Below are 22,652 nucleotides of genomic sequence, written 5' to 3'. Positions count from 1 at the left end.
GATCAGGCTCCCTGCTTCGGGGACGGCACCGGATGGGTGCGGTCGAGCGCGATGTTGAGTTCGACGACGTTGACGCCCGGCTCGCCGAGCACACCGAGCGCCCGCCCGGTGGTGTACCGCGCGATCAGCTTGCGGATGGCGGCCTCGTCCGCGGACCGCTCACGCGCGATGCGCGGCGCCTGCAGTTCGGCGTACGCCGGGCTGATGTGCGGGTCGAGACCGCTCGCGCTCGCGGTGACCGCGTCGGCCGGCACCTTCGGGTGGGCCGGTGCCTTGCCGCGTACGGGCACGGCCACGGCGCGGCTGTAGTCCTCGCCGTCCTTGGCGCACTCGACGGCGACCCCCTGGTAGGAGGCGAGGAACGGCTTGGCGGGGCAGGCCTGGTTGAGGCTGACGACCTTGGTGACCCGTCCGCTCGTACCGCCGTCGTGGAAGACGCCGAGGACCGCGCCGACGCCGTCGTCCGTGCAGTAGGGACGCGAGCCGTCGACGCCCTCGAGGTCGCCGACCGCCTTGCTGCGCCCGCAGACCAGGGTGAGCAGGCTCGGCTTGTCCTTGGTGTCCACGACGGACTCGGGGCCCTGGTTCCCGGCCGCGGAGGCGGCGGCGTCGTATCCCGTACCGGCGTTGGAGGGCCGGGACTGGAAGTACTGCGTGAGCGGGTTGCCCTTGGCGTCGGTGAAGGACTGGCCGATCAGCGAGCTGCCGGCCGCCTTGCCGTCGGCTCCGGTGATCCGCGAGCCCTCCGCCTTGCCGTTGAGACCGGGAACCTGGGCGAAGGCCGTCATCGCGAGCGGATAGGCCAGACCGGTCAGCAGCGTGAGGACGAGGACCACCCGGAGTGCTGCGATGTGCTGGGCGAGCCAGTGCGGGATGCGTGTCATGTCAGATCCCCGGGATGAACTGGACGAGGGCGACGTCGATGAACTTGATGGCCAGGAACGGCGCGACGATCCCGCCGAGTCCGTAGATCCACAGATTGCGGGTGAGCAGGGCCGAGGCACTGCTGGGCCGGTAGCGCACGCCGCGCAGGGCGAGCGGGATCAGCGCCACGATGACCACCGCGTTGAAGACGACGGCGGACAGGATCGCGGACAGCGGCGAATGCAGATCCATGATGTTGAGGCTGCCGAGCCCCGGGTACACCGCGGCGAAGATCGCGGGCAGGATCGCGAAGTACTTCGCGATGTCGTTGGCGATCGAGAAGGTCGTGAGCGCGCCGCGCGTGATGAGGAGTTGCTTGCCGATCTCGACGATCTCGATGATCTTCGTGGGGTCGGAGTCGAGGTCGACCATGTTGCCGGCCTCCTTGGCGGCCGACGTGCCGGTGTTCATGGCCACGCCGACGTCCGCCTGGGCCAGGGCCGGGGCGTCGTTGGTGCCGTCGCCGGTCATGGCGATGAGGTGGCCGCCGGCCTGCTCGCGCTTGATCAGGTCGAGCTTGTCCTCGGGGGTGGCCTCGGCGAGGAAGTCGTCGACGCCCGCCTCCTCGGCGATCGCCTTGGCGGTCACCGGGTTGTCGCCGGTGATCATCACTGTACGGATGCCCATCCGGCGCAGCTCGCTGAAACGTTCGCGCAAGCCGGGCTTGACGACGTCCTTGAGGTGGACGATACCGAGCACCCGGGCGGAGCCGCCGTCCACTTCGGCCACGGCCAGGGGGGTGCCGCCGGAGGCGGAGACCTGGTCGACGGTCGACTCCAGCGCCGCCGGGATCTCGCCGCCCTGCTCGCGCACCCACGCCGCGACCGACGCCGCGGCTCCCTTGCGCAGCCGCCGGCCTCCCGGAAGGTCGACGCCGGACATCCGGGTGGCAGCGGTGAAGGGCACCCACTCGGCGCCGTCCACCACCCGCTCGGTCAACTGGTGCCTCTCGTGGGCGAACTCGACGATCGAGCGGCCCTCGGGAGTGTCGTCGGCCAGGCTGGACAGCAGCGCGGCCCTCGCGAGCCGCTCGACCTGCACATCGCCGACCGGCAGGAACGCGCTCGCCCGCCGGTTGCCGAAGGTGATCGTGCCGGTCTTGTCGAGCAGCAGGGTGTTCACGTCACCCGCGGCCTCGACCGCCCGGCCGGACATGGCGAGGACGTTGCGCTGGACCAGGCGGTCCATGCCGGCGATGCCGATCGCGGAGAGCAGCGCGCCGATGGTGGTCGGGATCAGACAGACCAGCAGCGAGACCAGCACGATGCCGGTGACGCCGTCCGCGGTCAGCGCCGCGGTGTCGGGCGCGGCCGCCATGACGCCCTTGGAGAAGATCGCCATCGGCTGCAGGGTCACGACCGCGACCAGGAAGACGAAGGTCAGCATGACGAGCAGCAGGTTGAGCGCCAGCTCGTTGGGGGTCTTCTGCCGGTTGGCACCCTCGACCAGGGAGATCATCCGGTCCAGGAAGCTCTTTCCGGGCTCCTGGGTGATCCGCACGACGAGCCGGTCGGAGAGCACCCGGGTGCCGCCGGTGACCGCGCTGCGGTCGCCACCGGACTCGCGGATGACCGGCGCGGACTCACCGGTGATCGCGGACTCGTCGACGCTCGCGGCGCCCTCGACGACATCGCCGTCGCCGGGGATCAGCTCCCCTGCCGGCACGGACACGATGTCGCCGCGCCGGAGTTCCGCTGCGGCGACGGTCTCTTCGACGTACGCGCCCCCCGCCGCGCCGGGCTCCCAGCCGGCGAGCCGCCGTGCCGTGGTCTGCTGCCGGGTCCTGCGCAGCGAGTCGGCCTGCGCCTTGCCGCGGCTCTCGGCCACGGCCTCGGCGAGGTTGGCGAAGACCACGGTCAGCCACAGCCAGCCGGTGATCAGCCAGCCGAACAGCGTGGGGTGGAGGACGGCGATGCCGGTGGTGAGCGCGGCGCCGACCTCGGTGACGAACATGACCGGGTTGCGGAACAGGGTCACCGGGTTCAGCTTGCGCAGCGCCTGCGGAAGTGCGCGCCACAGTTGCGTCGGATCGAGCATTCCGGCGCCGATCCGGCGCGGCCGCTCGGGCGCCGGTGGGTGGGCGTCCGGTACGGGCGCGGGTCGGACCTGTGCGGGAGCGGACATCAGAAACGCTCCGGCTTGATCAGGGCCACCACGAGGTAGGCCAGCAGTGCGACGGCCACGATCAGGCCGACGGTGTTTTCGACGGTCATCGAGACCTCGTCCTCATACTTAGGGATGTTCAGGAATCTTTCGGGCTGCTCACGCCAGGGAATGAGCAGCCCCCCGCCGGGGGAGAGCCCGGCGGGGGTTCAGGGAACGGGTGCCGGGCCGACATGGGCACCCCGGCTGCTAGAGACCGATGTCGCGGCTGCCCATGTCGGCCCGCGATGCACGGCCCACGAGCACCCGGGCACGGCCTTGCGGGACGGCGACGACGGGCGGGCGCCCCGCGGAGCAAGCGGGCGCGGGGGCCGGGGCTGCCGCGCGGGCAGGCGCCGGGGCGGAGAACTGGGGGTCGACGGTGAGGGCGGTGACGCCCAGGGGCGCGGCAAGAGCGCGCAGCGCGGGCTCGGAGAGCCTGACGCAGGCCTGGTCCTTGCCCAGCGTGGCGGTGAGCTTCTCCGCCGAGGTGAAGCCGACGGCCGTGCGGCGGCCCAGGGGGGTGCGGAAGAGGCGGGCTGTCCAACCCGTGGGTCCCGGCCGGACGGGGACGAACAGACGTCCGGCCGGGACGGGTTCAGAAGGTTCCGGGTCCTCGGAATGGTCGACTGCAGACATGGTTCCGCTCCTGAGAGACGAGATGCGCCGCCCGGCCGGGCCGGCCGGATGTGCTCAGGCGAAGGTATGCCCGTCCGCCAGGGCAACGGCCGCCCCGCTGACGGATGCTTGACAGGAAGGGCCGCACCCGTAACGCGACGCTGACGCCCGGAGCAAGGATCCCCGGGCGAGTCGTCGCGTCGGGGCGCCGTGGCGCTGTCGGCGCCGTCGTCAGGAAAGCCGGAGGTCGATCCAGGGGATGGTGTCCCCCGGCAGGAGATAGCGCTCGGTCTCGACGAATCCGTGCTTCTGCGCGAACCGCAGCCCGTCCACGTTGGAGGACAGGACGACGGTCTCGATCACCTCCGCACCGAGCTCCCGCGCCCGCGCGACGCCGCGCGCATAGAGTTCCTCGCCGAACCCCCGCCCGCGGTGAGCGGCGAGCACGCGGGCGATGACGGTGGCCGTCGACGCGTTGTCGTCCGTGGGCGGGCGCACCGTGCTGCAGCCCACGGGGGCGTCACCGAGGTAGGCGACCTCCAGGTGGTTGCGGCCTGCACGTTCCCGTACCTCGTCCAGGGACAGGACATGGGTCGGGATGATGACGTTGTGGACGTACCGCCACTCCTCGAGTGCGGCGTCGCCGTCCGGCTGTTCGATGCGAAGGTCAGACATCGCAGCAGCCAAGCCGAGCGCGGCTCGGAGCGTCAACTCTGTTTGTCCCGCGTCCGCTTGTGACGACTCCGTTCGTCACGGCCTGCCTTGGGCCGGGAGCTCCAGGCGGAGCTCGTAGCCGCCGTCGGCGGTCGGGCCGGAGGTGACGGTGCCACCGAGGAGCGCGGCGCGCTGGCGCAGGCCGACCAGGCCGTAGTGCGCACTGGGCAGGGGGAGCGCCGACTGGGTCGGTGCGGTGTTGACGACCGTGACACGGACGGTGTCGCCCTCGTGGAGGACGCGGACGGTCGCGACGGCGCCGGGGGCGTGCTTGCGTACGTTGGTCAGCGCTTCCTGGACGGTGCGGTAGATCGCGCGCTGCACGGTATGGGGAAGGCCGTCGGGGACATCGGTCTGCAGCTCGGCCTCGATGCCGCTGCTGCCAACCAGCCGCGGGAGGTCGACCAGGGACGGTTGCGGCGTCAGCTCCGTGGGGCGGCCCCCGGCGGCGCGCAGGACGCTGACCATGTGCCGGAGCTCGTCCAGGGTCTGCACACTCAGCCGCCGGATCGTGGCGGCGGCCTCCTTGACCTCGGCGTCGCGGGTGCCGACCTGGAGCGCTCCGGCCCGCACCGCGATCAGGCTGACCTGGTGCGAGACGACGTCGTGCATCTCCCGGGCGAGCTGTGCGCGCTCCCTGGCCAGCACGGTCTGGGCGGTCAGCATCCGCTCGTGGTCACGCGCCTCGGAGATCTCGGCGAGCCGCAGCGACAGATCGCGCCGGGTCTGGACGAGCTGGCCGAGGAAGACAGGAGCAGCCGCAGTCGCCGCGGTGTAACCCAGAGTGATCAGGGTGGCGGTGTCCGTCAGGTCGAAGTTCGGGGACGGCCACGAGGTCATGTCGGCGATCGTGAACGCCAGGGCGCAGACGGCGAGCAAAGTGCGGCGGCGGCTGAGCGAGGACAGCGTGTACAGCGCGACCAGGGCGGCGACGCCCGCGTCGGAGAGCAGCACCGCGGGCAGGGTGAGGAGGAAGACGACCAGCGGCAGGCGACGGCGCAGCGGAAGGACGCAGGCGGCGCCCAGGGCGAAGGCGAGGCGAACCGGCTGACCGGTGTCGACGTTGGCCCAGACGTCCAGCAGCGAGGCCGCGACGAGAAGGGCGTTCTGCAGCGGGACGAGCACACGGCGGGAAGTCATTCCCCCTCCTGGTGCTGCTGGTCCGGCCGGTCCGGCGGGCCCTCGGGGCACTGCCGGTCCTGCGGCGCCTTGAGCAGGCCGGCCCGCTCGGCGAGCAGGGCGGCCTGGACACGGCCCGCCACCTCCAGCTTGGTGAGGATGGCGCTCACATGGTCCTTCACCGTGCCGGTGCTGAGATGCATGCGGGTGGCGATGTCTGCGTTGGACAGTCCCTCGGCGATGAGGACGAGTACGGCACGCTCACGCTCGGTCAGCCGGCACAGACGGCGGGCGGCCGGCTCCTGGGCCCCGGCCTCGAGATAGCCGTCCACGACCGTCCGGGTGACCTTCGACGACAGCACCGTGCCGCCGTCGGCCAGGGCCCGGACCAGGAACGGCAGCTCCTCGGGGTCGGTGTCCTTGAGCAGGAACCCGGCGGCGCCGGAGCGAAGAGCCGCTGCGACGTACTCGTCCATGTCGAACGTCGTGAGCATGGCCACCACCGGAGGGTGCGGCAGCCGGCGGAGTCCGGCCAGAACGGTGAGTCCGTCCACGTCCGGCATCCGGATGTCCAGCAGTACGAGGTCGGGACAGATCTCCTGTGCCGTCCGGACCGCCTGACCACCGGGAACCGCTGCGACGACCTCGATGTCGTCCGCCGCGTCGAGGATGCGCTGGAAGCCCGTACGGATCAGGGCCTCGTCGTCGACCACCATTACCCGGATCACGGTGTGCTCCACTCGCTGTCGGACCACTGTCCGATTCCTACCATGTCGGCGCATAGCATGCCGTGCCCAGCGCCGAATCCGGCCGTACGGCGGGGCCGGGGCAGCCGGTCGGCGGGGGCGATTCCGGACAGATGCCGGATGGTTGCAACCGGGCAGCTTCCCGGACGCTGGGCTCATGACGCAGGACTCGCTCCGGGCAGGCGCACCGGCTCTTCCGGCGGGGACCGCCGGAACACCCGCCGGGTGCCGCCACCACCCCGCCCGCCTGATCGGATGACCGGACGGGCCCCCACCCCCTGGATGAATCATGGACACGTTCAGCTACCACGGCAGCGACGGATGCTCCTTGCACGCCGCCACGCTCGGGACGGGACCGGCCCTGATCCTCCTGCACGGCGGGGGCCCGGACCATCACAGTCTGGTGCCGCTGGCACGCCGGCTCGCGGAGAGCTACACGATCGTCCTGCCGGATGTACGCGGATACGGACGCTCGGTGTGCGCCGACCCCGATCGGCACACATGGGCGCAGTACGCCGACGACGTCGGGTCACTCCTCGGCCATCTGGGCCTCGACTCGGTGGCCCTGGGCGGGACGGGCCTGGGCGGCACCATCACACTCCGTGCGGCTGCGGCACACCCCGAGCGCATACGGGCCGCGGTCGTCATGAGCGTCGACGACATCGAGGACGCCGCCAAGGAGCCGGAGACGGCGGTGATGGAGGGCTTCGCCGAGCGCGTCATGCAGGAAGGGATCGACGCCGCGTGGAAGGCCGTGCTGCCCGATCTCGCACCGGTGATCAGGAATCTGGTCCGTGACGCCATGACCCGCTCGGACCCCGCCAGCATCGCCGCCGCCTGTGCGATCGGCCGCGACCGCGCCTTCACGAGCGTCAGCGAGCTCGCGTCCATTCCGGTTCCGACCCTGATCGTTCCGGGCAGCGAGCACCGTCATCCCGCGGCCTCGGCCGAGGAGATCGCGGATGCCCTCCCCCACGGGCATCTCGCCAAGGTCACCCTCTCCGGCGATCTGCTCACCGCCGACGATCTGGCGCAGACGATGGCTCCGGCGATGTGGGCGTTCCTCGCCTCACACCACCTGCCCGTCCAGACCTGCCGCAGGGTCGTCCGCCGCGAGCGGCCCGTGGTCGCCCTCGCACGGTGACGACGGAAGACGCGCACGGTCGAACCAGTCCCTGGTGCCCTCCCTGGTCGAGAGGGCGATCAGCAGAGCACCCGCCGCGACGCCGGCACCGCACATCTCGTATCCGGCCGGCACGGCGACCGCGCTGCCGACGAGGATCACCCAGCCGATGACGACCGCGCCGACGCGGACCTTGTTGCCGCCGTCGGCGAACTTCGCCGCGATGACGAACGAGGCCGCGGCCAACAGCGCGAACGGAAGCGCCGCAAGGAGCAGCATGCCCAGGATGAGCTCGCCCAGGGCACCGGTCTCGAACGTCGCGGCGACCACCGTCAGCCACACGACGGGGACGACGCTCGACGCGCCCACGACGAAGAGCATGGCGCGAGCGCATCGGGCCGTGCCGGGCATCCGGCTCATGCAGGTTCCTTTGAACGAGCGGGCGTTGGTGGCGAGGCGCGCGGGGTGCGCGATGCGCGTGCCCCGCGCGCCTGGCCACCGTAGTCGCCCTTTGGTCGCTCGCGTGCGGTTACGCCGCCGGGGCCTGGCCTTGCGCCTGGCGGGCGACGGTGAAGCGGGCCTCGGCCTTCGCTCCGTTGACGGTCACCGTGAGCGACCCGGCGCCGGGCCTCAGGCCGGTGAGGCGGCCCGTCGCCGGGTCGTACGCCGCGACGTGCCAGGGCATGGCCCGGTCGGGGTCGCCGACGTACACGTTCGGCGAGCCGCTCCAGTCCGCGCTCATCGGGAAGCCGACCGGCACCTCACGCGCACCGGCGCCCTCGCCCTGGAGCACCGTCGCCGTGACGCCGGTGTCCTGCCCCGCGGGCAGCGCCGCCGGGGCGGTGAGCGTCAGGCCGTCGACGTGCGCCCTGGTCTGGACGGAGACCCAGTCGGGGCCGCCGTTCCACGGCTGCCAACGGGCCGCTGCCTGCTGCGCCCTGGACACCCGGTCGACGCCGACCAGCGACCATCCGGTGAAGCCGCCCTGGTCCGCGGGAGTGGCCGGGTTCTTCCCGGAGTTGCCGTTGATCAGGTACGGAACACCGTCCACGTGCTCGGCGTGGAACGTGCCGACGTGGCTGCCGATGAGCCCCGCGCCCTTGCCCGTCGTGCGGCGGAAGCCGGCGAGCCAGCTCTCCAGCATGGCGGCCTCCTTCCGGTCGCCCAGCTGACTGCCCTTCTGCGGCGTGGGGTCGCGCGGCGGCACGTGCTGGACGACCATCACCGAGCCGATCCCCGGGTCGGCCGCGGCCAGGTCCAGCTGCCGGCGCAGCTCCTTGATCTGCGCGAAGCCGCCGCCCCGCAGCCCGAGGCTGGAGGTGTCGAGGGTGACGAAGCGGGTGCCGTCGTGGTCGAACGTCCGCTGCGCGGGCCCGAATTCGGCCACGAAGTTGTCGATCTTCCCGCCCATGACCTCGTGGTTGCCCGGCACGTAGTACCAGGGCAGGTCGTCGCCCAGCTCCTCCTCCAGGATGCTGCGGGCGAAGGCGAGGTCCTCGGGCGACCCCTCGTCGACCAGGTCTCCGTTGATGACCAGGAAGTCCGGCCGGGCGGCCTTGATCTCCCGCAGGGTGCGCCGGGCCTGGGCGACGATCGGGCTGCCGGGACTGCGGGCGACGAACTGCGCGTCCGACATCACCGCGAACTGCCAGTCGCGGCCCTCGACCTTCGCGGCCGGGTCGACGAGCGGGTCACGGTGCGCCGGCTCGGCCGGCAGCTCGACGGCCGGCGGGACCTTCGCGGTCAGGTCGTCGATGACGATCTTTCCGGTGTACGAGCGGGCGGCCCCGGTCTCTGCGAGGTAGAAGCGGTAGCCGGTCAGCGGGTACGAGACCCCGGCGGGGACGGCGAACTCGACGTACTTCCAGCCGGTCCAGGTCACATAGGGGCCGCGCAGCAGCTGGTCGGAGCCCGCCGAGTCCTTCAGGTGCAGGGTCGGCCAGGCGCCGTTGCCGTCTCCCTTGATCCACAGCCCGAACGACTGCGGCTGGCCGTCGACCGGTATCCGCTGCCCCGGCGGATTGGCGTACGCGGCGCGGGTGGCGGTGGACTGGGTGAAGTCGTAGGCGATCTCCAGGCCGGTGCCGGTGTGCCCGTCGGCCGTCGGCGCGACCGAGCCGGAGGCGCGGGCCGCCGTGAACGTCCAGCGGTCGGCGTCGTCGAAGGACGCCTCCTGCTGCTCGGCCAGACCGACGGTGACCGCGAGCACCGTGCTCCTGCCGGCCACGGTCGCCCTGACCTGACCGGCCGCGGGCTGCGTGGTGCGCGCCTTGACGGTGAAGCCGCCCTCGGCGTCCGGCGTGATGTCGAACAGACCCCGGTCGTAGTCGAGCCTCACGTCGGCCGGCTCGATGGGGGCGCTCGTGCCGTGTGCGTCGAGGCCGACGATGCCGAAGCGCCCGGACGCCTGCGCGTCGGCGAGGCCGACCCGCCGGGTGGACGGCGTGATCCGGTCCAGCTCGTCGATGACGGTCAACCGGACGCTGCCGCGGGCGTTTCCGCGCTGTGCCGTGACCTCGGTGCTGCCGCTGTGCCGCGCCGTGAACACACCGTCCGGCCCGGCCCGTCCGACCAGGGGGTTCTCGGCGTACCAGCCCGCCGCCCCAGCCGCAGGACCGTACGTCTCGTCGTATCCGGCCGCGGTGAGGCGGCGGGTGAGTCCGGGGAAGACGCGCTCGGGGTGGCCGCCCCTGACCGGGTCGACGGTGGGTGCGGAGCCGGGATTCACGGCCGTCTCGACCCAGTAGCCCTCGAGCTTCCCGCTGCCGTCGGGGGCGGTGAAGGCCAGACCGTTGGGGACGGTCCGCTCGGTGCCGTCCGAGGGGCTGTTCTCCACCTGCGTCGTGTCGCTGCCCGGCTCGCGGGCGACGAGCGTCGAGGAGCCGCCGCCGTCGAGGTTGATGGCGTTGTAGGCGCCGGCGCGGTGCATCATCAGGGCGAGCTCGGTGAGGGTGGTGCCACCGGAGTCGGCCTGGCGGCCGTCCACGCTGAGGATGTGCATCCTGCTGCCGTCCTGCGAGAAGCCGACGGCGGTGCGCGGGGCCGCGGTGTTGTTGCCGCCGCCCTCGTGGTTGACCGGCTTGCCGTCGACGACGAGGAGTTCGTTGGCGCCGATGGCGGTGTGCGGCACGTCGCCGGTGTCGGCGCGCGGGCGGTACTCCAGGGCGACCGGGTCGCCGACGGCCAGCTGGGCGAGCGCGTCGGCACCGGCGTCGCGGCCGACCAGCACGGTCGTCCCGGCCGGTATCGGCCCCTTGCCGGGCGCGGCGGCCAGGGTGGCCACCTTGCCGTCCACGAGGGTCACTTCGGCGGTGCGCTGCGCTCCGTCGACGGTGAGGGCGCGGTCCGCCTCGCCCCACTGGGCGTTGTAGGCGCCGACGCCGCCCGCCGGAACGTTGGCGGCGTTGAGCGCGGCGAGCGGGCGGGCCCCGGCGGGGAGGGTCAGCGTCCCGTCGAAGTACAGCTGGAGGATGCGGCCGGCGTCGGCCGGGCCGATGCCGATGGCCCGGTGGTAGCCGCTCGCGGGCGAGTTGACGAGCTGTCCGTCGTCGACGGCGACACCGCTCGGAGCCCCGGTCTGGTTGATGTCGAAGAAGTCACCGTTGATCGCGGCCACGGTGCGCCGCCCCGGTCCGGGATCGTGCTCGGCCGCAAGCTGCGACACGGTCTTCCGGGCGGCGACCTTGCCCGGGTAGAGGTAGTCGACCTTCGCGTCGCCGGTGAGGTCGACGGAGAGCGCGTCGACCCGCAGCCACTTGTCGGACTCCAGCCGGTCGTACGAGGTCAACGCGACGCCCGGGGCGAGGGGACGGGTGGTCCGGGCGGTCTCGAGCCCGTCGCCGTCGGCAACGGAGAAGCTCCCGAAGCCCCCGCCCGGGCCGCCGTCGTCCGCGTTGCTCGCGCCGGGCGGCGAAACGGCCCGCAGCATCTCCGCTGCGGACCGTGGAAGCGGCTCGGGCGGCGGTACGGTCCCGGCGACGGCCGGCCCGGCGGCGCCCAGCGCCAGGGCCGAACACGCCGCCACGACGACCGCGGGTCTTGCGAGTCCAGAAAACAGCACGGCAACTCCGGTGAAGGCGGACAAGGTGCGCGCCTGCCGCGCACTCATCAGCGATTCAGGATCGCCGTGCCTGTGACGGCTTACCAGGGGGCGTCGGCGACGTCGGGAAGAACAAATGGTCTCGACCAGTTCACTCGGCCCGGTCCTGCGACGCGTGGCTCGTCGTGACGGCATACATATGTGCAACCGTGGTGATCGTTCGTCACTTTCCGTAATACTTCGTGCAGTTGTGCCGTGGATGTCACTCCGCATGCGGTCAGGCCGACCGCGCGCACCGGTGGCCGCTCGGCCAATTCGGGGGAAACACGGGGCGAAGCAGTCCCGCGTCGGACGCCTGGCCGCGCCGGCCGCGCTCGCGGCATCCATGATCCCGCTCGTCCTGGAGGCGGAGGCACGGAACGACCCGGGCAACGAATACGGCGACAGGCGAGGCGCGTTCGGCCTCGGTGCCGAACGGCACACGGACGGAGGGTGGCAGCTCCGGACAGCCCGGGCTTCCGGCCGAGGCCCCACGCGGTTCGTGCGGACCTGGCCCCGCCCGTCCCGTTCACCGGCCGACCGTCGGATCCGGAGGCCCGGGGCACCGCCCTGGACCTCCGGATCGGCCCGTCACCCCGCCGCGTCGCCGTCCCACAGCTCGGTGGTGTGTGCGCTCACCAGGGCGCCGATCCGGGCCAGGACCTCGTCGGAGGGCAGGGCGTCCAGGCGGCGTCCGTCGCGCAGGCGTACGGCGACGTGATCGTGCGCGGCCTCCTTGGCTCCGATGACCGCCTGGTAGGGGACGAGCCGCGCGGCGCGGACACGAGCGGCCAGGGTGCCCCGGTCCGGTGCGGCGAGCTCCGCGCGCAGCCCCTGGTCGAGACAGCGGCGCACCAGTCGGGCCGCCTGGTCCAGCTCCCCGTCGGAGACCGGGAGCACGACCAGTTGGGTGGGGGCCAGCCAGGCGGGGAAGGCGCCGCCGTGGACCTCGATGAGGTGCGCGACGGCCCGCTCCACGCTGCCGATGATGCTGCGGTGGACCATGACCGGCCGGTGTCCGGCGCCGTCGGGGCCGATGTAGTGGAGATCGAACTGCTCGGGCTGGTGGAAGTCGACCTGGACGGTGGACAGGGTGCTCTCGCGGCCCGCGCTGTCGGCGATCTGAACGTCGATCTTGGGGCCGTAGAACGCCGCCTCCCCTTCGACGGCCTCATAGGCCACGCCGGAACGGTCGAGGACGTCGGTGAGCAGCGCGCAGGACCGCTGCCACATCCCCGGGTCGGCGACGTACTTGCCGCCAGGACCGGGCAGTGACAGCCGGTAGCGGACAGCGCGGACGCCCAGGGCCTCGTAGGCGCGGCGGATCAGCTCCAGCGCCGCCCGTGCCTCGTCGGCCGCCTGGTCCAGGGTGCAGAAGATGTGCGCGTCGTTGAGCTGGATGGCCCGTACGCGGGTCAGTCCGCCGAGCACGCCGGACAGCTCGGAGCGGTACATGCCGCCCAGCTCGGCCATCCGCAGGGGCAGTTCGCGGTAGCTGTGGGACCGGGAGCGGTAGGTCAGCGCATGGTGGGGGCACAGGCTCGGCCGCAGGACGACCTGTTCGCCTCCGAGGTCCATCGGGGGGAACATGTCGTCGCTGTAGTGGGACCAGTGGCCGGAGATCTCGTACAGCTCGCGTTTGCCCAGCACGGGCGAGTACACGTGCCGGTAGCCCGCCCGGCGCTCGGCGCCGCGGATGTACTCCTCCAGGGCGTGTCGCACGGCCGCGCCGTCGGGGAGCCAGTACGGCAGTCCCGCGCCCATCAGCGGGTCGGTGTCGAACAGGTCCAGTTCGCGGCCGAGCTTGCGGTGGTCAGGCATCGTGGTCTCCTCGCGGACGTCGGGTCGGGACGGGTGACCACACGGCGAAGCCCCGGGGCACTCGCCCCGGGGCTTCGGACAAAGCAGCTGTCAGCGCGCCGGGACACTCTCCGGCGTCGTCGTCATGCTCACAGCAGCGCGCTTCATGCCGGCCACCGTACCGCCGTGCCGGAGCCGCGGGCGATCGGATTTCCGGTGCGGCCGCGCCCCTGGTCAGGCGGGTGACCCCCGGCGTTCCCCGCCGCGTGGTCGACGACGATGTCGCCGTAGCTCGTCCTCGGCTTCGCGGCTCCCGCCCGCTCGACCCGGATGTCGCCGGCCGAGGTCCGTGGCTCGCACGCCCCGAGCTGTCATCGGGGCCGCCTGGTGCGCGGCCTCACGCTGGTGGGCCATCCGTGGGCGCGGGCCGCCTCCTCAACCGAGAGGCCACCAGCAGGTAGGCGCGGCGCCCTGGTGGGCCGGGCACCGCACCGGACGGCCCCGCAGTCCGGCCCCGCAGTCCCTCCGGGCTGCGGGGCCGTCGTTGTCGGGTCGAACGGTCGGGCGCTCAGGCGCTGGCCGTCGCGCACTTGCCACGGTCGGCCTTCATCGGCCCGGCGGCGGAGGGCCGGACGTCGAAGTCGAACATGGCGGTGGGTACGTACAGCGAGCAGCAGGCGTTGGGGATGTCGACGATGCCGCTGATGCGTCCCTCTATGGGCGAGGAGCCGAGCAGCAGGTAGGCCTGCTCTCCGCTGTAGCCGAACTTCTTGAAGAACTCGACGGCATTGAGGCAGGCCCGGCGGTAGGCCAGCGTCGCGTCCAGGTAGTAGTTCGTGTCCGTGTCGTGGTCGACGGAGATCCCGATGAAGGTGAGGAACTCCGTGTACCTCGGCTCGACGTTGCCCGGAATGAACACGGGGTTGGTGGAGATGCCGTACGTCTCCATGCCGCCCTTGATCAGGTCGACGTGGAAGTCGATGAAGCCGCCCATCTCGATGGCGCCGCAGAAGGTGATCTCTCCGTCGCCCTGGCTGAAGTGCAGGTCGCCTCCGGAGAGCTTGGCGTCCTTGACGTGTACGGGGTAGAAGACCCGCGAACCGCGCGTGAAGTTCTTGATGTCGTGGTTGCCTCCGTTCTCGCGGGCCGGCACCGTGCGTGCGCCTTCCGCGGCAATGCGCTTGGCGAGGTCCCCGGTGGCCGTGCCGGCGAGTGCGTTGGTGCTGTCCGGCGGTACGGCGAGTGGCGGGACCCGGTTCGGGTCGGTGTCGATCAGCGCCTGCTCGCGGGCGTTCCAGCGACCGAGCATCTCGGCGGACGGAGCTGTTCCGAACAACCCGGGGTGGGTGATCCCGGTGAAGCGGATCCCGGGAAGGTGCCGGGAGACCGCCTGCTGTCCGTGGAAGTCCCATATCGCCTTGTAGGCGTCCGGGAAATAGTCGGTCAGGAAGCCGCCGCCGTTGGCCTTGGCGAAGATGCCGGTGTAGCCCCAGCCCTGGCCCGCCGCGTCGCCGGTCTGCTGCGGCACGGGGCCGAGGTCGAGTATGTCGACGACGAGCAGGTCGCCGGGCTCGGCGCCCTCCACGCCTATCGGACCGCTGAGCATGTGAGGGATGGTCAGGTCGATGTCGCGTACATCGTTCGCGGTGTCGTTGTTGCCGACCTGGCAGTCGGTCCAGTCGCGGCATTCCATGCGGAACTCCGCTCCTGGCTTCACCATGGCGACGGTGGGGACGTCCGGGTGCCACCTGTTGTGTCCGGGAACGTCCTGGTCGCGCATCGACTTGCTGTGGTCCACATGGAAGATTTCTTCGGGCATAACAGCTCCTCATTTTCGGATCAGGTCACGTGGGTGCGCCAACGCTTCCGGCCGGCGGGGCCGCTGGGGCCGGCTGCCGCGAACTCCGGGTGAGCGGCCACAACGCCGCGAAAACCACCACGCCGAACACCGCCAGCGCAATGGCGGTTTCGGTGGGGTTCACCCAGTAACCGGAGAGCAGCAGCGCCGCGGGAATCACGCCTGTGACCCAGCCCTGGATCGCCGTGACCCAGCCCGTATAGATCCTGAGGCCGTCCATCTTGAGACCGAGCAGGAGGAAGAACAGGAACCACAGGAATGCCCAGTAGAGCCAGATGACCCCGAACGCATAGTCCTGGAAGAGCCGGAAATTGACGAACGAGTATCCCAGGGCCGTAACCGCCACGAACAGCGAGTAGTAGCCGACGCCGGTGCTGTCGATACCGGCGAGGAGGCCTACGCCTACATACAAGTAGGTGAAGCCGAACAGGTAGATGCCGGATGCCGCCAGGATCCCTGCGGGGTCTCCGGCGGCGGCAAAGATGAGGTAAGTCGGCGTCAGCACCTGCAGTGCGCCGACGAAAAGGTTGAACACCGCCGCCGCCTTGGCGTCGACCTTTCCGAGCAGCAGCATTCCGTTGATGAAGAGCACCGCACCGACAAAGAGCAGTCCCACGTTGCCCACGGGACGCACCTCCTCAGCCCACGTGGGGGCCGGAATCGTCGTAACCCGCCTGGAGACGTTGTGCCTTGTCGACCACCGCCCTCAGGGTCGTGGCAACCGTGAGAGCGCGGGGTGCGGGCGCCGTGGCACCGCCCTGCGTGGCGGCACTTCGGAAACCACCGCCGGGGCATCACGGGACTGCTCCTCCCGTTCATGGAGGGCAGCGACCGAATGCGAGGACAGCGTCAACCCGGGCGAGGTGTACACACGTCTCGCAGCACCTGCGCAGACAGGGCAGCCGTGAACGGTGGGCGCTGTTCCGATGGCCAACTTCACGTCGAAAGGTCCACAGCGACTGCATAGATATTCATAGGTTGCCATCAGCAGCCTCCGGATGCCGGTGGACGCTGGCCAACCCGAGAGTGTGCGACGCGCCCCGATCGGCGCACGCCACAGCGCATTTCCTCTTTCAAGGAGACGTCTCGTACATCCACGTGTCAAGTGCAGGACGGTCTGGGCCGGCCCTCGCCGGAACCCTTGCCGGCGCTTGTGCGGGGCCCTTATCCGAACGACCCGACGGCGAGCCCTGCCGCTGCCGCCGCCAGACCGACCACGAGGCTCGACGCGGCGTACAACACGGCTTTTCCGGTCCGCCCTTTGCTGCCCAGGAGGATCAACTCGTAACTGAACGTGGAAAACGTGGTGTAGGCGCCGCAGAAACCGACGCCGGCAATGGTCACGACCTGTTCCGGCAGCCCGTGCCGTGCGCCGAGGCCCACGAGAAGCCCGAGCACGAACGAGCCGGTGACGTTGATCAGCCACGTGCCGCGCGGGAAGCCGCCGGGGCTTCGGTACTGCACGTACTGGTCGAGCACGTAGCGCGCAACTGCCCCGACCGCGGCCGCCGCACCGACGGCGAGCAGAGTGATCACCGCAGCCACCGCTCGTACCGGCGTGCGGGGCCGCGTCGTGTGGCGAGCCGTGCCCGCCGCGCCGCCGCACGCCTGCCGACGGCCAGGCCGAGCACGGTGGCGGCCAGTCCGGCGAGGAGACTGCCGAGGACGTTGAACGCCGCGGTCGCGTAATGGCCGTGGCCCAGCAGGCGATCGGTGTCGACCATCCAGGTCGAGAAGGTGGTGAAAGAGCCGAGGAACCCGACGCCGGCGAACGGCCGCACGTACCGGGTCGGCGGCCAGATCTCCAGCACGTACACGAGCAGCAGCGCCAGCAGGAACGAACCGGACACGTTGATGGCGAACGTCGTCACCGGGAACGCCGTGCCGGGCCTGGGAAAAGCCAGCTCCAGGGCATAACGGGCCGTGCCGCCCAGGAGCCCTCCGAGCGCGATCACCGCCAGGACGTCCCTGCGCAGACGCGAGCGGAACGGCTCGCTCGACGGTCTCATGGAAATAGCCGCATTCCTATCCGCTCGCACACCTCCCCCATTATTGCCGGGGATTGCAGCGCCGACGCCTGCTCGACTAAAATTCAAGATCATCGGCGCCTGTCCGGTTCACCGGTGCCCTGCCGGTTCGACCGGAGCAGTGGCCCCACCGATGGAGGACGGCCATGGCAAAGATCCTTGCGGTGCTCTATCCGGATCCCGTGGGCGGTTATCCACCCGAGTACGCCCGCGACGAGATTCCCACCATCACCGGCTATCCGGGCGGTCAGACCGCACCGACCCCGCAAGCCATCGATTTCACTCCGGGACAGCTCCTCGGCTGCGTCTCCGGAGAACTGGGGCTGCGCCGCTTCCTGGAGGAGCGGGGCCACACCTTCGTCGTCACGTCCGACAAGGAAGGCGCGGACTCCACCCTGGACCGCGAGCTTCCCGACGCCGACGTCGTCATCTCGCAGCCCTTCTGGCCCGCTTATCTGACCCCCGAACGGATCGCCGCGGCTCCGCAGCTCAAACTCGCGATCACGGCCGGGATCGGATCGGACCACGTCGACCTGCCGAGCGCCATCTCCCACGGCATGACCGTGGCGGAAGTGACCTACAGCAACAGCATCAGCGTGTCCGAGCACGCCGTCATGCAGATTCTCACCCTGGTGCACAACTACATGCCCGCCCATGAGTGGGTGACCGCCAAGAAGGGCTGGAACATCGCGGACAGTGTGACGCGCGCCTACGACATCGAAGGCATGGACGTCGGCGTCCTCGGCTCCGGCCGCATCGGCCAGGCGGTACTGCGCCGCCTCAAGCCGTTCGACGTCACCCTGCACTACTGCGACGTGCACCGGCTGCCCAAGGACGTCGAGGAGGAGCTCGGGCTGACCTATCATCCCGACGTCCGTGCGCTGGCCCCCTCGGTCGACGTGCTGTCGATCCACACCCCGCTGCATCCCCAGACGCAGAACCTCTTCGACGAAGAGCTGATCGGGGCCATGAAGCGAGGCTCGTACATCGTCAACACGGCACGCGCGCTCATCGTCAACCGCGACGCCGTGGTCCAGGCCCTCAACAGCGGCCAACTTGCCGGTTACGCCGGTGACGTCTGGTATCCGCAGCCGCCACCGCCCGACCATCCCTGGCGGACCATGCCGTACGAGGCGATGACGCCGCACGTGTCCGGTACGACCCTCTCGGCGCAGGCCCGCTACGCGGCCGGCACCCGGGAGATCCTGGAGAGCTGGCTCGACGGGCGCCCCATTCGCCCGGAGTACCTGATCGTCGACGGCGGCGGACTCGCCGGGACGGGAGCGCGCTCCTACACGGTCGCGGGATAACGAATAACGACCGGCGGACGAATCGACAGAAGGTCCGGGAATATTCGCCGGAAGATCCAGCAGAAGGCCCGGCAGAGGGCCCGGAAGAAGACCGGGCATGAGATCCACCGCCCTGCTGTGAGCGCACTCACGCCGAAATTGCTGGACGGACGCCGAGGGAAACCTTTAGCGTCCGTAATTAGTTTTACTTTTCCATATGCGGAGGCACCGGCGCCGCGCATACTGTTTCGCAAGAAAAGACCAAGGTGAAGGCCGGGAAGGTGGATCAGTGAGCAGCATGGACGCCGTGTGGGTACGGGGCGTGAACGGCATTCAGATGCATCACGTGACCGACCTTCAGGATGCAGGCCGGTTTCTGGGCAACGCAGCCATGGCGCTGCGGGCCGCACACGTGAGGACGGGCGCCGACCGGTACGCCGGCATCGCCGCCGAGCTCAGGGGCCTGGTGCAGCGGGTGCGGGAGCTGGAGGACGAGGCGCGGTCGAGCATGCACGACCTGCACTCCACCGACCCCGAGCGGTTCGCCCGCTGCCGGGACGGTCACGAGCCGTGGCCCGGTGAGATCCCGGCGGGCTTCATCCCGCGCCACACCTGCAAGGACGAGTGCCTCTACCACGATCGCGAGGTCCTCGAGGCGATCATGCAGTGCACCTGCGGCCGGCCGCCGTGCCGGGCGTGCGAGATCGGCGGAAAGCTCTGAGAAGCTCGCGTCCGCCTGCTTGAGAAGAGGAACGTGAGCAGAGGAAGAGGGAGCCCCGGGCCAGGGGCTCCCTCTTCCGGCGTTGAGCAGGACCCGCAGCGGGCCGCGCGTCAGCGTCTCTCCACGACTGACGCGAACGCACGGTCGACGCCATGGCCACACAGCCGGTAATCCGCGGGGCCTGGAGCCGGCGGGCGGCGAACGGTGCGTATCCGCGCGACGGAGCCGCGCAACTCCTGGCTTCCGTCGAGGAGCGGTCCGCCTCGCCGGCGCCCGTCATCGCCCGTACGGCATCCACCGCCACGTACGCCGCGAGCGCGAAGAACGACGCCGCGATGATCCGCAGCGCCCTGCGCTCGCGCGCCTCGCGCACGGCGTGGTCACGGGCGGAGAACTGCCAGGCGACGGCGGCGGCCGACGACACCTCGATGACGGAGTCGAGGCCGAAGCCCACGAGGGCGGTGGACGAGGCCGTGACTCCCGCGGTCAGGGCGACGGCGGCCTCGATCAGGTTGTACGCGATCGCGTACCAGCGGGCACGGCGTGACCGCGCAAACGGCCCGTCTCCGACAGTGGCGTGGGGGCAGACGTGCCCGGCCCGCGTAGCGGTCGTGCCCGCGGACGCGCCGTCGCGGGGCGGCGTCGCGGGGGCGGTCGGGCTGCACCCGGGGCGGTGAGCGGGGAGTATCGGTGAGTGAGGGTGCCGCGAGCCGGGCCCTCACGCCCAGCGGCGTACCACGAGCCCCGACAACTGCTTCGCCTGACCGCACCGGCCGCCGGCACGGCTGTCGTCGCAGGAAGGGATTCCCCCATGAAACTGCCTACTGAGCGTGGTCGAGGCTCCGCCGCCCACGGCGCGCGGCCCGCGCCGGCGACGGTGAGCGCTGCCGATGTCGGCATGCTCCTGCTGCGGCTGGCGGTGGGCGTGATCCTGGCCGGCCACGGAGCCCAGAAGCTGTTCGGCTGGTTCGGAGGGCCGGGCCTGGACGCCACGGCCGGGGGCTTCGCGAAGCTCGGCTACGAACCCGGCCTCTTCTTCGCCGGCCTGGCGGGAGCCTCCGAGTTCCTCGGCGGTCTGGGCCTTGCCGTCGGACTGCTCACTCCGCTCGCCGCGGCGGCCTCGATCGGGGTCATGATCAACGCCATGTCGGTCGCCACCGACATGTCGCTGTGGTCGGCGGCCGGACCGGCCTTCGCCTACCCCATGGTCCTGGCCGTCGCCGCCCTCACCATCGCCGCCGTGGGCCCGGGACGCCTCTCGCTCGACGCGCCCTTCCCCTGGCGGGACGGCGGATGGCTCCCGGCGGCGGTCGCCCTGGGCCTCGGCGTCGTCGGGGCCGTGATCGTCCTGGCGCTGTAACCGGCCTCTCGGCGTACGTCCCGCGGCGAGAGCGCCGCTGACCGTCCGGGACGCCGGGTGCGTGGTCGAGTCGGGGCGCGCGGCCCGAGGTTCGTGGACCTCGGGCCGGCGACCCACCGCGCGGATCGCGGTCAGGCGAGGGAAGCCCAGCTCTTCCAGTACGTGGCGTCCCCGGCCGGGACGCGGTTGGCGAAGGTGCCGGTGCCGGTGCCCGCGTTGAGCCAGAGGCGGTTGGAGGTGTCACGGGAGACGAGGTCGTTCCTGCCGTCGCCGTTGAAGTCTCCGGCGCCGATGACGTCCTTGTAGGAGCCGCCCCAGTCCTTGAAGACCAGGACGCGGTCCTTGAGGGTTCCGGTGCGGGTGCCGTTGTAGCGCCAGAGTTCGCCGGAGTTGTCGAGGGCGAGGGCGCGGCCGAACCGGGCCAGCACCTCGACCTCCGTGGCAAGAGTCAGCACAGCCTCGACGATACAGAAGATCCTGAATACAGGTATCTCTGAACAACGTGCTCTCCTGTATCGAGCCCGACGCACACGGACGCGTACAGGCGCATACAGACGCGAGGCGCCCCGTCACTCCTCGATCGGGAGCGGGAAGGAGTGGTGCTCGTGCGCCACGACCCAGCGCCCGCCCTCCTTGCGCAGCCCGATGGTCAGGCGTAGCCGGTTGTCCGGGTCCTCCCGCAGCTCCCGCTCGGTCCCGCAGCGCAGGAGCGCGTGGGCGAAGGCCACGTCATCGCCCGCCGTGACGTCGAGCGAGACGATCTCGAACGAGGCGCCCTGCCGCTGCCACACGAAGAACGGCGGCCAGGTGTCGCGGTAGCGGTCGATGCCCCGTACCCCGTCGTTGGGCGGCGGCACGTCGAACATCACGATGTCGTCGGCGTGATCGACGAGGACGCCGTCGATGTCGCCCTCGTGCACCGCCTGCGCCCAGCGCTCGATGAGCGCCCTGATCTCCCTCTCGTCGTCGGCCATGACCGCGCCCCTTCACCGGTGCCGCCCTGTACGGCGGACTTGTGCGGATGTGTATGAAATGAGGACCCTCGCGGCACGCGCAAGTCATCGGTCACCGGCCGGCTCTTGTCGCGGCACCCGCCGCCTGGTTGGGTACGCGCAGCGCGATCGGGCGCGGACGAGGTTGATGCCGAGGGGTGGCGCGTGGAGTCGACGAGCGGGCAGAAGCAGGAACAGGACGTACGAGACCGAGGCGTGCTGCCCGAGGGACTCGGCGACGCGATACGCAGCACCGCCGAGGAGATCGCGGCGCTGCTGCGCGGTGTCACCGACACGGGCGTGCCCGTCCCCGGGTCGCAGTGGAGTCTCGGGGAGGCGGCGGCGCATCTGGCACAGGCCAACGAGTTGATGGCCGACCTCGCGGCCGGGGCCGAACGCAGCTACGGGGACGGCACGCCGCAGAGCCTGGCCGCGGCCAACGAGCAGGCGCTCGCCGCGTTCGACGAACGCGGGGCCGGCCCGCTGGCGGACATGATCGTGGCGCAGGCGGAGGCCTTCCTCGCCGCCTCCCTCAAGGCGGCGGAGCAGGGGTCCGCCGCGGGTACCCCGGTCACGCCGCTGGGCCCGATGGGCCTGGCCGAGCTGGGTTCGTATCTGCTCACGCACATGCTCGGGCACGGCTACGACCTCGCCCGCGCGCTGGGCCGTCCGCACATGATCGACCGCACCCGGGTCGGGCTGACCCTGCCCTTCCTGATCACGGCCATGCCGCGGGTCGTCAACGCCGCCGCCACCACCGGGCTCAACGCCCGCTACGCGGTCCGTCTGCGGGGCGGCGCCGGCATCGGTGTCACCTTCACCGACGGCGAGGTCGCCGTGGGCGCGCAGGCGCCGGGCCGCCCGGACTGCACGATCCTGATCGAGCCCGTCACGTTCCTGCTCATGGCGCTCGGCCGCTGCGCACCGTGGGGTGCCATGGCCCGGGGCCGTGTCCTCGCCTGGGGCCGCAAGCCCTGGCTCGCCCCCCGCTTCCCGACGCTCTTCACGGCGCCCTGAGCTCGCCTCCGGTCACCCTTATGTGCGTACAGCGCAACAAGGGGCACCCTCTTCCAGGTCAGGCCCCTGCTCAGCGCCCACAGCAGCCGGTAATGCGACGGGTCGGCCACCGCCTTGAGCACCG

The 22,652-nt window shown here is 71.0% G+C and carries 22 protein-coding genes and 1 pseudogene; 5 read left to right on the top strand and 18 right to left on the bottom strand.

Annotation, left to right across the window (positions count from 1 at the left end; translation table 11 throughout):
• Positions 1 to 2: 2 nt before the first annotated feature.
• From ACWCP0_RS10165 to ACWCP0_RS10135, 7 genes are all read right to left on the bottom strand, one after another.
• Positions 3 to 884: a potassium-transporting ATPase subunit C gene (locus ACWCP0_RS10165; RefSeq protein ID WP_451078393.1), complete on the bottom strand. Its 882-nt coding sequence runs from the start codon at positions 882 to 884 to the stop codon at positions 3 to 5.
• Position 885: 1 nt separating this feature from the next.
• Positions 886 to 3,048, bottom strand: a complete 2,163-nt coding sequence (gene kdpB, locus ACWCP0_RS10160) for a potassium-transporting ATPase subunit KdpB (protein ID WP_451078392.1) — start codon at positions 3,046 to 3,048, stop codon at positions 886 to 888.
• On the bottom strand, positions 3,048 to 3,137 hold the full coding sequence (gene kdpF, locus ACWCP0_RS10155) for a K(+)-transporting ATPase subunit F (protein WP_351228163.1): 90 nt from the start codon (positions 3,135 to 3,137) through the stop codon (positions 3,048 to 3,050). The genes kdpB and kdpF overlap by 1 nt, the downstream gene beginning before the upstream one ends.
• A 139-nt stretch (positions 3,138 to 3,276) precedes the next feature.
• On the bottom strand, positions 3,277 to 3,705 hold the full coding sequence (locus ACWCP0_RS10150) for an SAV_915 family protein (RefSeq protein WP_451078391.1): 429 nt from the start codon (positions 3,703 to 3,705) through the stop codon (positions 3,277 to 3,279).
• A 210-nt stretch (positions 3,706 to 3,915) separates the two neighbouring features.
• Positions 3,916 to 4,359, bottom strand: a complete 444-nt coding sequence (locus ACWCP0_RS10145; protein WP_451078390.1) for an N-acetyltransferase family protein — start codon at positions 4,357 to 4,359, stop codon at positions 3,916 to 3,918.
• A gap of 75 nt (positions 4,360 to 4,434) precedes the next feature.
• Positions 4,435 to 5,538: a sensor histidine kinase gene (locus ACWCP0_RS10140; RefSeq protein WP_451078389.1), complete on the bottom strand. Its 1,104-nt coding sequence runs from the start codon at positions 5,536 to 5,538 to the stop codon at positions 4,435 to 4,437.
• Positions 5,535 to 6,245 (bottom strand): response regulator, encoded by a 711-nt coding sequence (locus tag ACWCP0_RS10135; RefSeq protein WP_451078388.1) that lies wholly within the window; start codon positions 6,243 to 6,245, stop codon positions 5,535 to 5,537. Before ACWCP0_RS10135 ends, ACWCP0_RS10140 begins: the two co-directional genes overlap by 4 nt.
• A gap of 307 nt (positions 6,246 to 6,552) precedes the next feature.
• Between ACWCP0_RS10135 and ACWCP0_RS10130 the strand changes: the two genes are divergently transcribed.
• On the top strand, positions 6,553 to 7,407 hold the full coding sequence (locus ACWCP0_RS10130) for an alpha/beta fold hydrolase (protein ID WP_451078387.1): 855 nt from the start codon (positions 6,553 to 6,555) through the stop codon (positions 7,405 to 7,407).
• On the opposite strand, the gene ACWCP0_RS10125 is transcribed toward ACWCP0_RS10130, so the two are convergent.
• The 8 genes from ACWCP0_RS10125 to ACWCP0_RS10090 all read right to left on the bottom strand — a co-directional run bounded on the left by ACWCP0_RS10125 (position 7,333) and on the right by ACWCP0_RS10090 (position 17,131).
• Positions 7,333 to 7,806: a hypothetical protein gene (locus ACWCP0_RS10125; protein WP_451078386.1), complete on the bottom strand. Its 474-nt coding sequence runs from the start codon at positions 7,804 to 7,806 to the stop codon at positions 7,333 to 7,335. The two genes, ACWCP0_RS10130 and ACWCP0_RS10125, sit on opposite strands and share 75 nt — an antisense overlap.
• Positions 7,807 to 7,915: 109 nt before the next feature.
• The gene (locus ACWCP0_RS10120) at positions 7,916 to 11,494 is read right to left on the bottom strand and encodes a phosphodiester glycosidase family protein (RefSeq protein WP_451078385.1); all 3,579 of its coding nucleotides are present in this window, start codon (positions 11,492 to 11,494) and stop codon (positions 7,916 to 7,918) included.
• A gap of 561 nt (positions 11,495 to 12,055) precedes the next feature.
• Positions 12,056 to 13,285 (bottom strand): threonine--tRNA ligase, encoded by a 1,230-nt coding sequence (thrS, locus tag ACWCP0_RS10115; protein WP_451078384.1) that lies wholly within the window; start codon positions 13,283 to 13,285, stop codon positions 12,056 to 12,058.
• A 547-nt stretch (positions 13,286 to 13,832) separates the two neighbouring features.
• Entirely contained in the window at positions 13,833 to 15,083 is a 1,251-nt protein-coding gene (gene fmdA / locus ACWCP0_RS10110) for a formamidase (RefSeq protein WP_451078383.1), read from the bottom strand.
• 25 nt (positions 15,084 to 15,108) lie between these two features.
• Entirely contained in the window at positions 15,109 to 15,747 is a 639-nt protein-coding gene (locus ACWCP0_RS10105; RefSeq protein ID WP_451078382.1) for an AmiS/UreI family transporter, read from the bottom strand.
• An 81-nt stretch (positions 15,748 to 15,828) separates the two neighbouring features.
• Positions 15,829 to 16,107 (bottom strand): FmdB family zinc ribbon protein, encoded by a 279-nt coding sequence (locus ACWCP0_RS10100; protein WP_451078381.1) that lies wholly within the window; start codon positions 16,105 to 16,107, stop codon positions 15,829 to 15,831.
• 179 nt (positions 16,108 to 16,286) lie between these two features.
• Positions 16,287 to 16,658: a fluoride efflux transporter CrcB gene (gene crcB, locus ACWCP0_RS10095; RefSeq protein WP_451078380.1), complete on the bottom strand. Its 372-nt coding sequence runs from the start codon at positions 16,656 to 16,658 to the stop codon at positions 16,287 to 16,289.
• Complete coding sequence (locus ACWCP0_RS10090) at positions 16,655 to 17,131, bottom strand: fluoride efflux transporter FluC (protein WP_451078379.1); 477 nt, start codon at positions 17,129 to 17,131, stop codon at positions 16,655 to 16,657. The genes crcB and ACWCP0_RS10090 overlap by 4 nt, the downstream gene beginning before the upstream one ends.
• 164 nt (positions 17,132 to 17,295) lie before the next feature.
• Here ACWCP0_RS10090 and ACWCP0_RS10085 point away from each other — a divergent pair, with 164 nt between their 5' ends.
• Positions 17,296 to 18,459, top strand: a complete 1,164-nt coding sequence (locus tag ACWCP0_RS10085; RefSeq protein ID WP_451078378.1) for an NAD-dependent formate dehydrogenase — start codon at positions 17,296 to 17,298, stop codon at positions 18,457 to 18,459.
• A 277-nt stretch (positions 18,460 to 18,736) separates the two neighbouring features.
• A complete protein-coding gene (locus tag ACWCP0_RS10080; protein ID WP_451078548.1) occupies positions 18,737 to 19,159 on the top strand; it encodes a hypothetical protein in 423 nt (140 codons plus the stop codon).
• A 142-nt stretch (positions 19,160 to 19,301) separates the two neighbouring features.
• Here the strand turns inward: ACWCP0_RS10080 and ACWCP0_RS10075 are convergent.
• Positions 19,302 to 19,682 (bottom strand): annotated as a pseudogene (locus tag ACWCP0_RS10075) (cation transporter); the annotation flags it as partial.
• Positions 19,683 to 19,970: 288 nt separating this feature from the next.
• On the opposite strand from ACWCP0_RS10075, the gene ACWCP0_RS10070 reads away from it, so the two are divergent.
• Positions 19,971 to 20,519 (top strand): DoxX family protein, encoded by a 549-nt coding sequence (locus ACWCP0_RS10070; protein WP_451078377.1) that lies wholly within the window; start codon positions 19,971 to 19,973, stop codon positions 20,517 to 20,519.
• Positions 20,520 to 20,650: 131 nt separating this feature from the next.
• On the opposite strand, the gene ACWCP0_RS10065 is transcribed toward ACWCP0_RS10070, so the two are convergent.
• Both ACWCP0_RS10065 and ACWCP0_RS10060 read right to left on the bottom strand, forming a co-directional pair.
• Complete coding sequence (locus ACWCP0_RS10065; protein ID WP_451078376.1) at positions 20,651 to 20,974, bottom strand: FG-GAP repeat domain-containing protein; 324 nt, start codon at positions 20,972 to 20,974, stop codon at positions 20,651 to 20,653.
• 114 nt (positions 20,975 to 21,088) lie between these two features.
• Positions 21,089 to 21,493, bottom strand: coding sequence for a YybH family protein (locus ACWCP0_RS10060; protein WP_451078375.1), 405 nt, complete (start codon positions 21,491 to 21,493; stop codon positions 21,089 to 21,091).
• Positions 21,494 to 21,676: 183 nt separating this feature from the next.
• Here ACWCP0_RS10060 and ACWCP0_RS10055 point away from each other — a divergent pair, with 183 nt between their 5' ends.
• Entirely contained in the window at positions 21,677 to 22,528 is an 852-nt protein-coding gene (locus tag ACWCP0_RS10055) for a maleylpyruvate isomerase family mycothiol-dependent enzyme (protein ID WP_451078374.1), read from the top strand.
• Positions 22,529 to 22,652: the final 124 nt, after the last annotated feature.

It is taken from the genome of Streptomyces sp. NPDC001970 (assembly GCF_053594115.1).
Note: the sequence above shows the minus strand (reverse complement) of the source record. Positions and strands in the feature narration are given on the sequence as shown.

Excerpts from the sequence above, each read along its gene's own strand:
- ACWCP0_RS10100 (WP_451078381.1), bottom strand. The coding sequence starts at position 16,107 with ATGGCAACCTATGAATATCTATGCAGTCGCTGTGGACCTTTCGACGTG.
- ACWCP0_RS10090 (WP_451078379.1), bottom strand. The coding sequence starts at position 17,131 with ATGAGACCGTCGAGCGAGCCGTTCCGCTCGCGTCTGCGCAGGGACGTC.
- ACWCP0_RS10150 (WP_451078391.1), bottom strand. The coding sequence starts at position 3,705 with ATGTCTGCAGTCGACCATTCCGAGGACCCGGAACCTTCTGAACCCGTC.
- ACWCP0_RS10060 (WP_451078375.1), bottom strand. The coding sequence starts at position 21,493 with ATGGCCGACGACGAGAGGGAGATCAGGGCGCTCATCGAGCGCTGGGCG.
- fmdA (WP_451078383.1), bottom strand. The coding sequence starts at position 15,083 with ATGCCCGAAGAAATCTTCCATGTGGACCACAGCAAGTCGATGCGCGAC.
- ACWCP0_RS10120 (WP_451078385.1), bottom strand. The coding sequence starts at position 11,494 with ATGAGTGCGCGGCAGGCGCGCACCTTGTCCGCCTTCACCGGAGTTGCC.
- kdpF (WP_351228163.1), bottom strand. The coding sequence starts at position 3,137 with ATGACCGTCGAAAACACCGTCGGCCTGATCGTGGCCGTCGCACTGCTG.
- thrS (WP_451078384.1), bottom strand. The coding sequence starts at position 13,285 with ATGCCTGACCACCGCAAGCTCGGCCGCGAACTGGACCTGTTCGACACC.
- ACWCP0_RS10130 (WP_451078387.1), top strand. The coding sequence starts at position 6,553 with ATGGACACGTTCAGCTACCACGGCAGCGACGGATGCTCCTTGCACGCC.
- ACWCP0_RS10125 (WP_451078386.1), bottom strand. The coding sequence starts at position 7,806 with ATGAGCCGGATGCCCGGCACGGCCCGATGCGCTCGCGCCATGCTCTTC.
- ACWCP0_RS10070 (WP_451078377.1), top strand. The coding sequence starts at position 19,971 with ATGAAACTGCCTACTGAGCGTGGTCGAGGCTCCGCCGCCCACGGCGCG.
- kdpB (WP_451078392.1), bottom strand. The coding sequence starts at position 3,048 with ATGTCCGCTCCCGCACAGGTCCGACCCGCGCCCGTACCGGACGCCCAC.
- ACWCP0_RS10140 (WP_451078389.1), bottom strand. The coding sequence starts at position 5,538 with ATGACTTCCCGCCGTGTGCTCGTCCCGCTGCAGAACGCCCTTCTCGTC.
- ACWCP0_RS10165 (WP_451078393.1), bottom strand. The coding sequence starts at position 884 with ATGACACGCATCCCGCACTGGCTCGCCCAGCACATCGCAGCACTCCGG.
- ACWCP0_RS10080 (WP_451078548.1), top strand. The coding sequence starts at position 18,737 with ATGGACGCCGTGTGGGTACGGGGCGTGAACGGCATTCAGATGCATCAC.
- ACWCP0_RS10145 (WP_451078390.1), bottom strand. The coding sequence starts at position 4,359 with ATGTCTGACCTTCGCATCGAACAGCCGGACGGCGACGCCGCACTCGAG.
- ACWCP0_RS10085 (WP_451078378.1), top strand. The coding sequence starts at position 17,296 with ATGGCAAAGATCCTTGCGGTGCTCTATCCGGATCCCGTGGGCGGTTAT.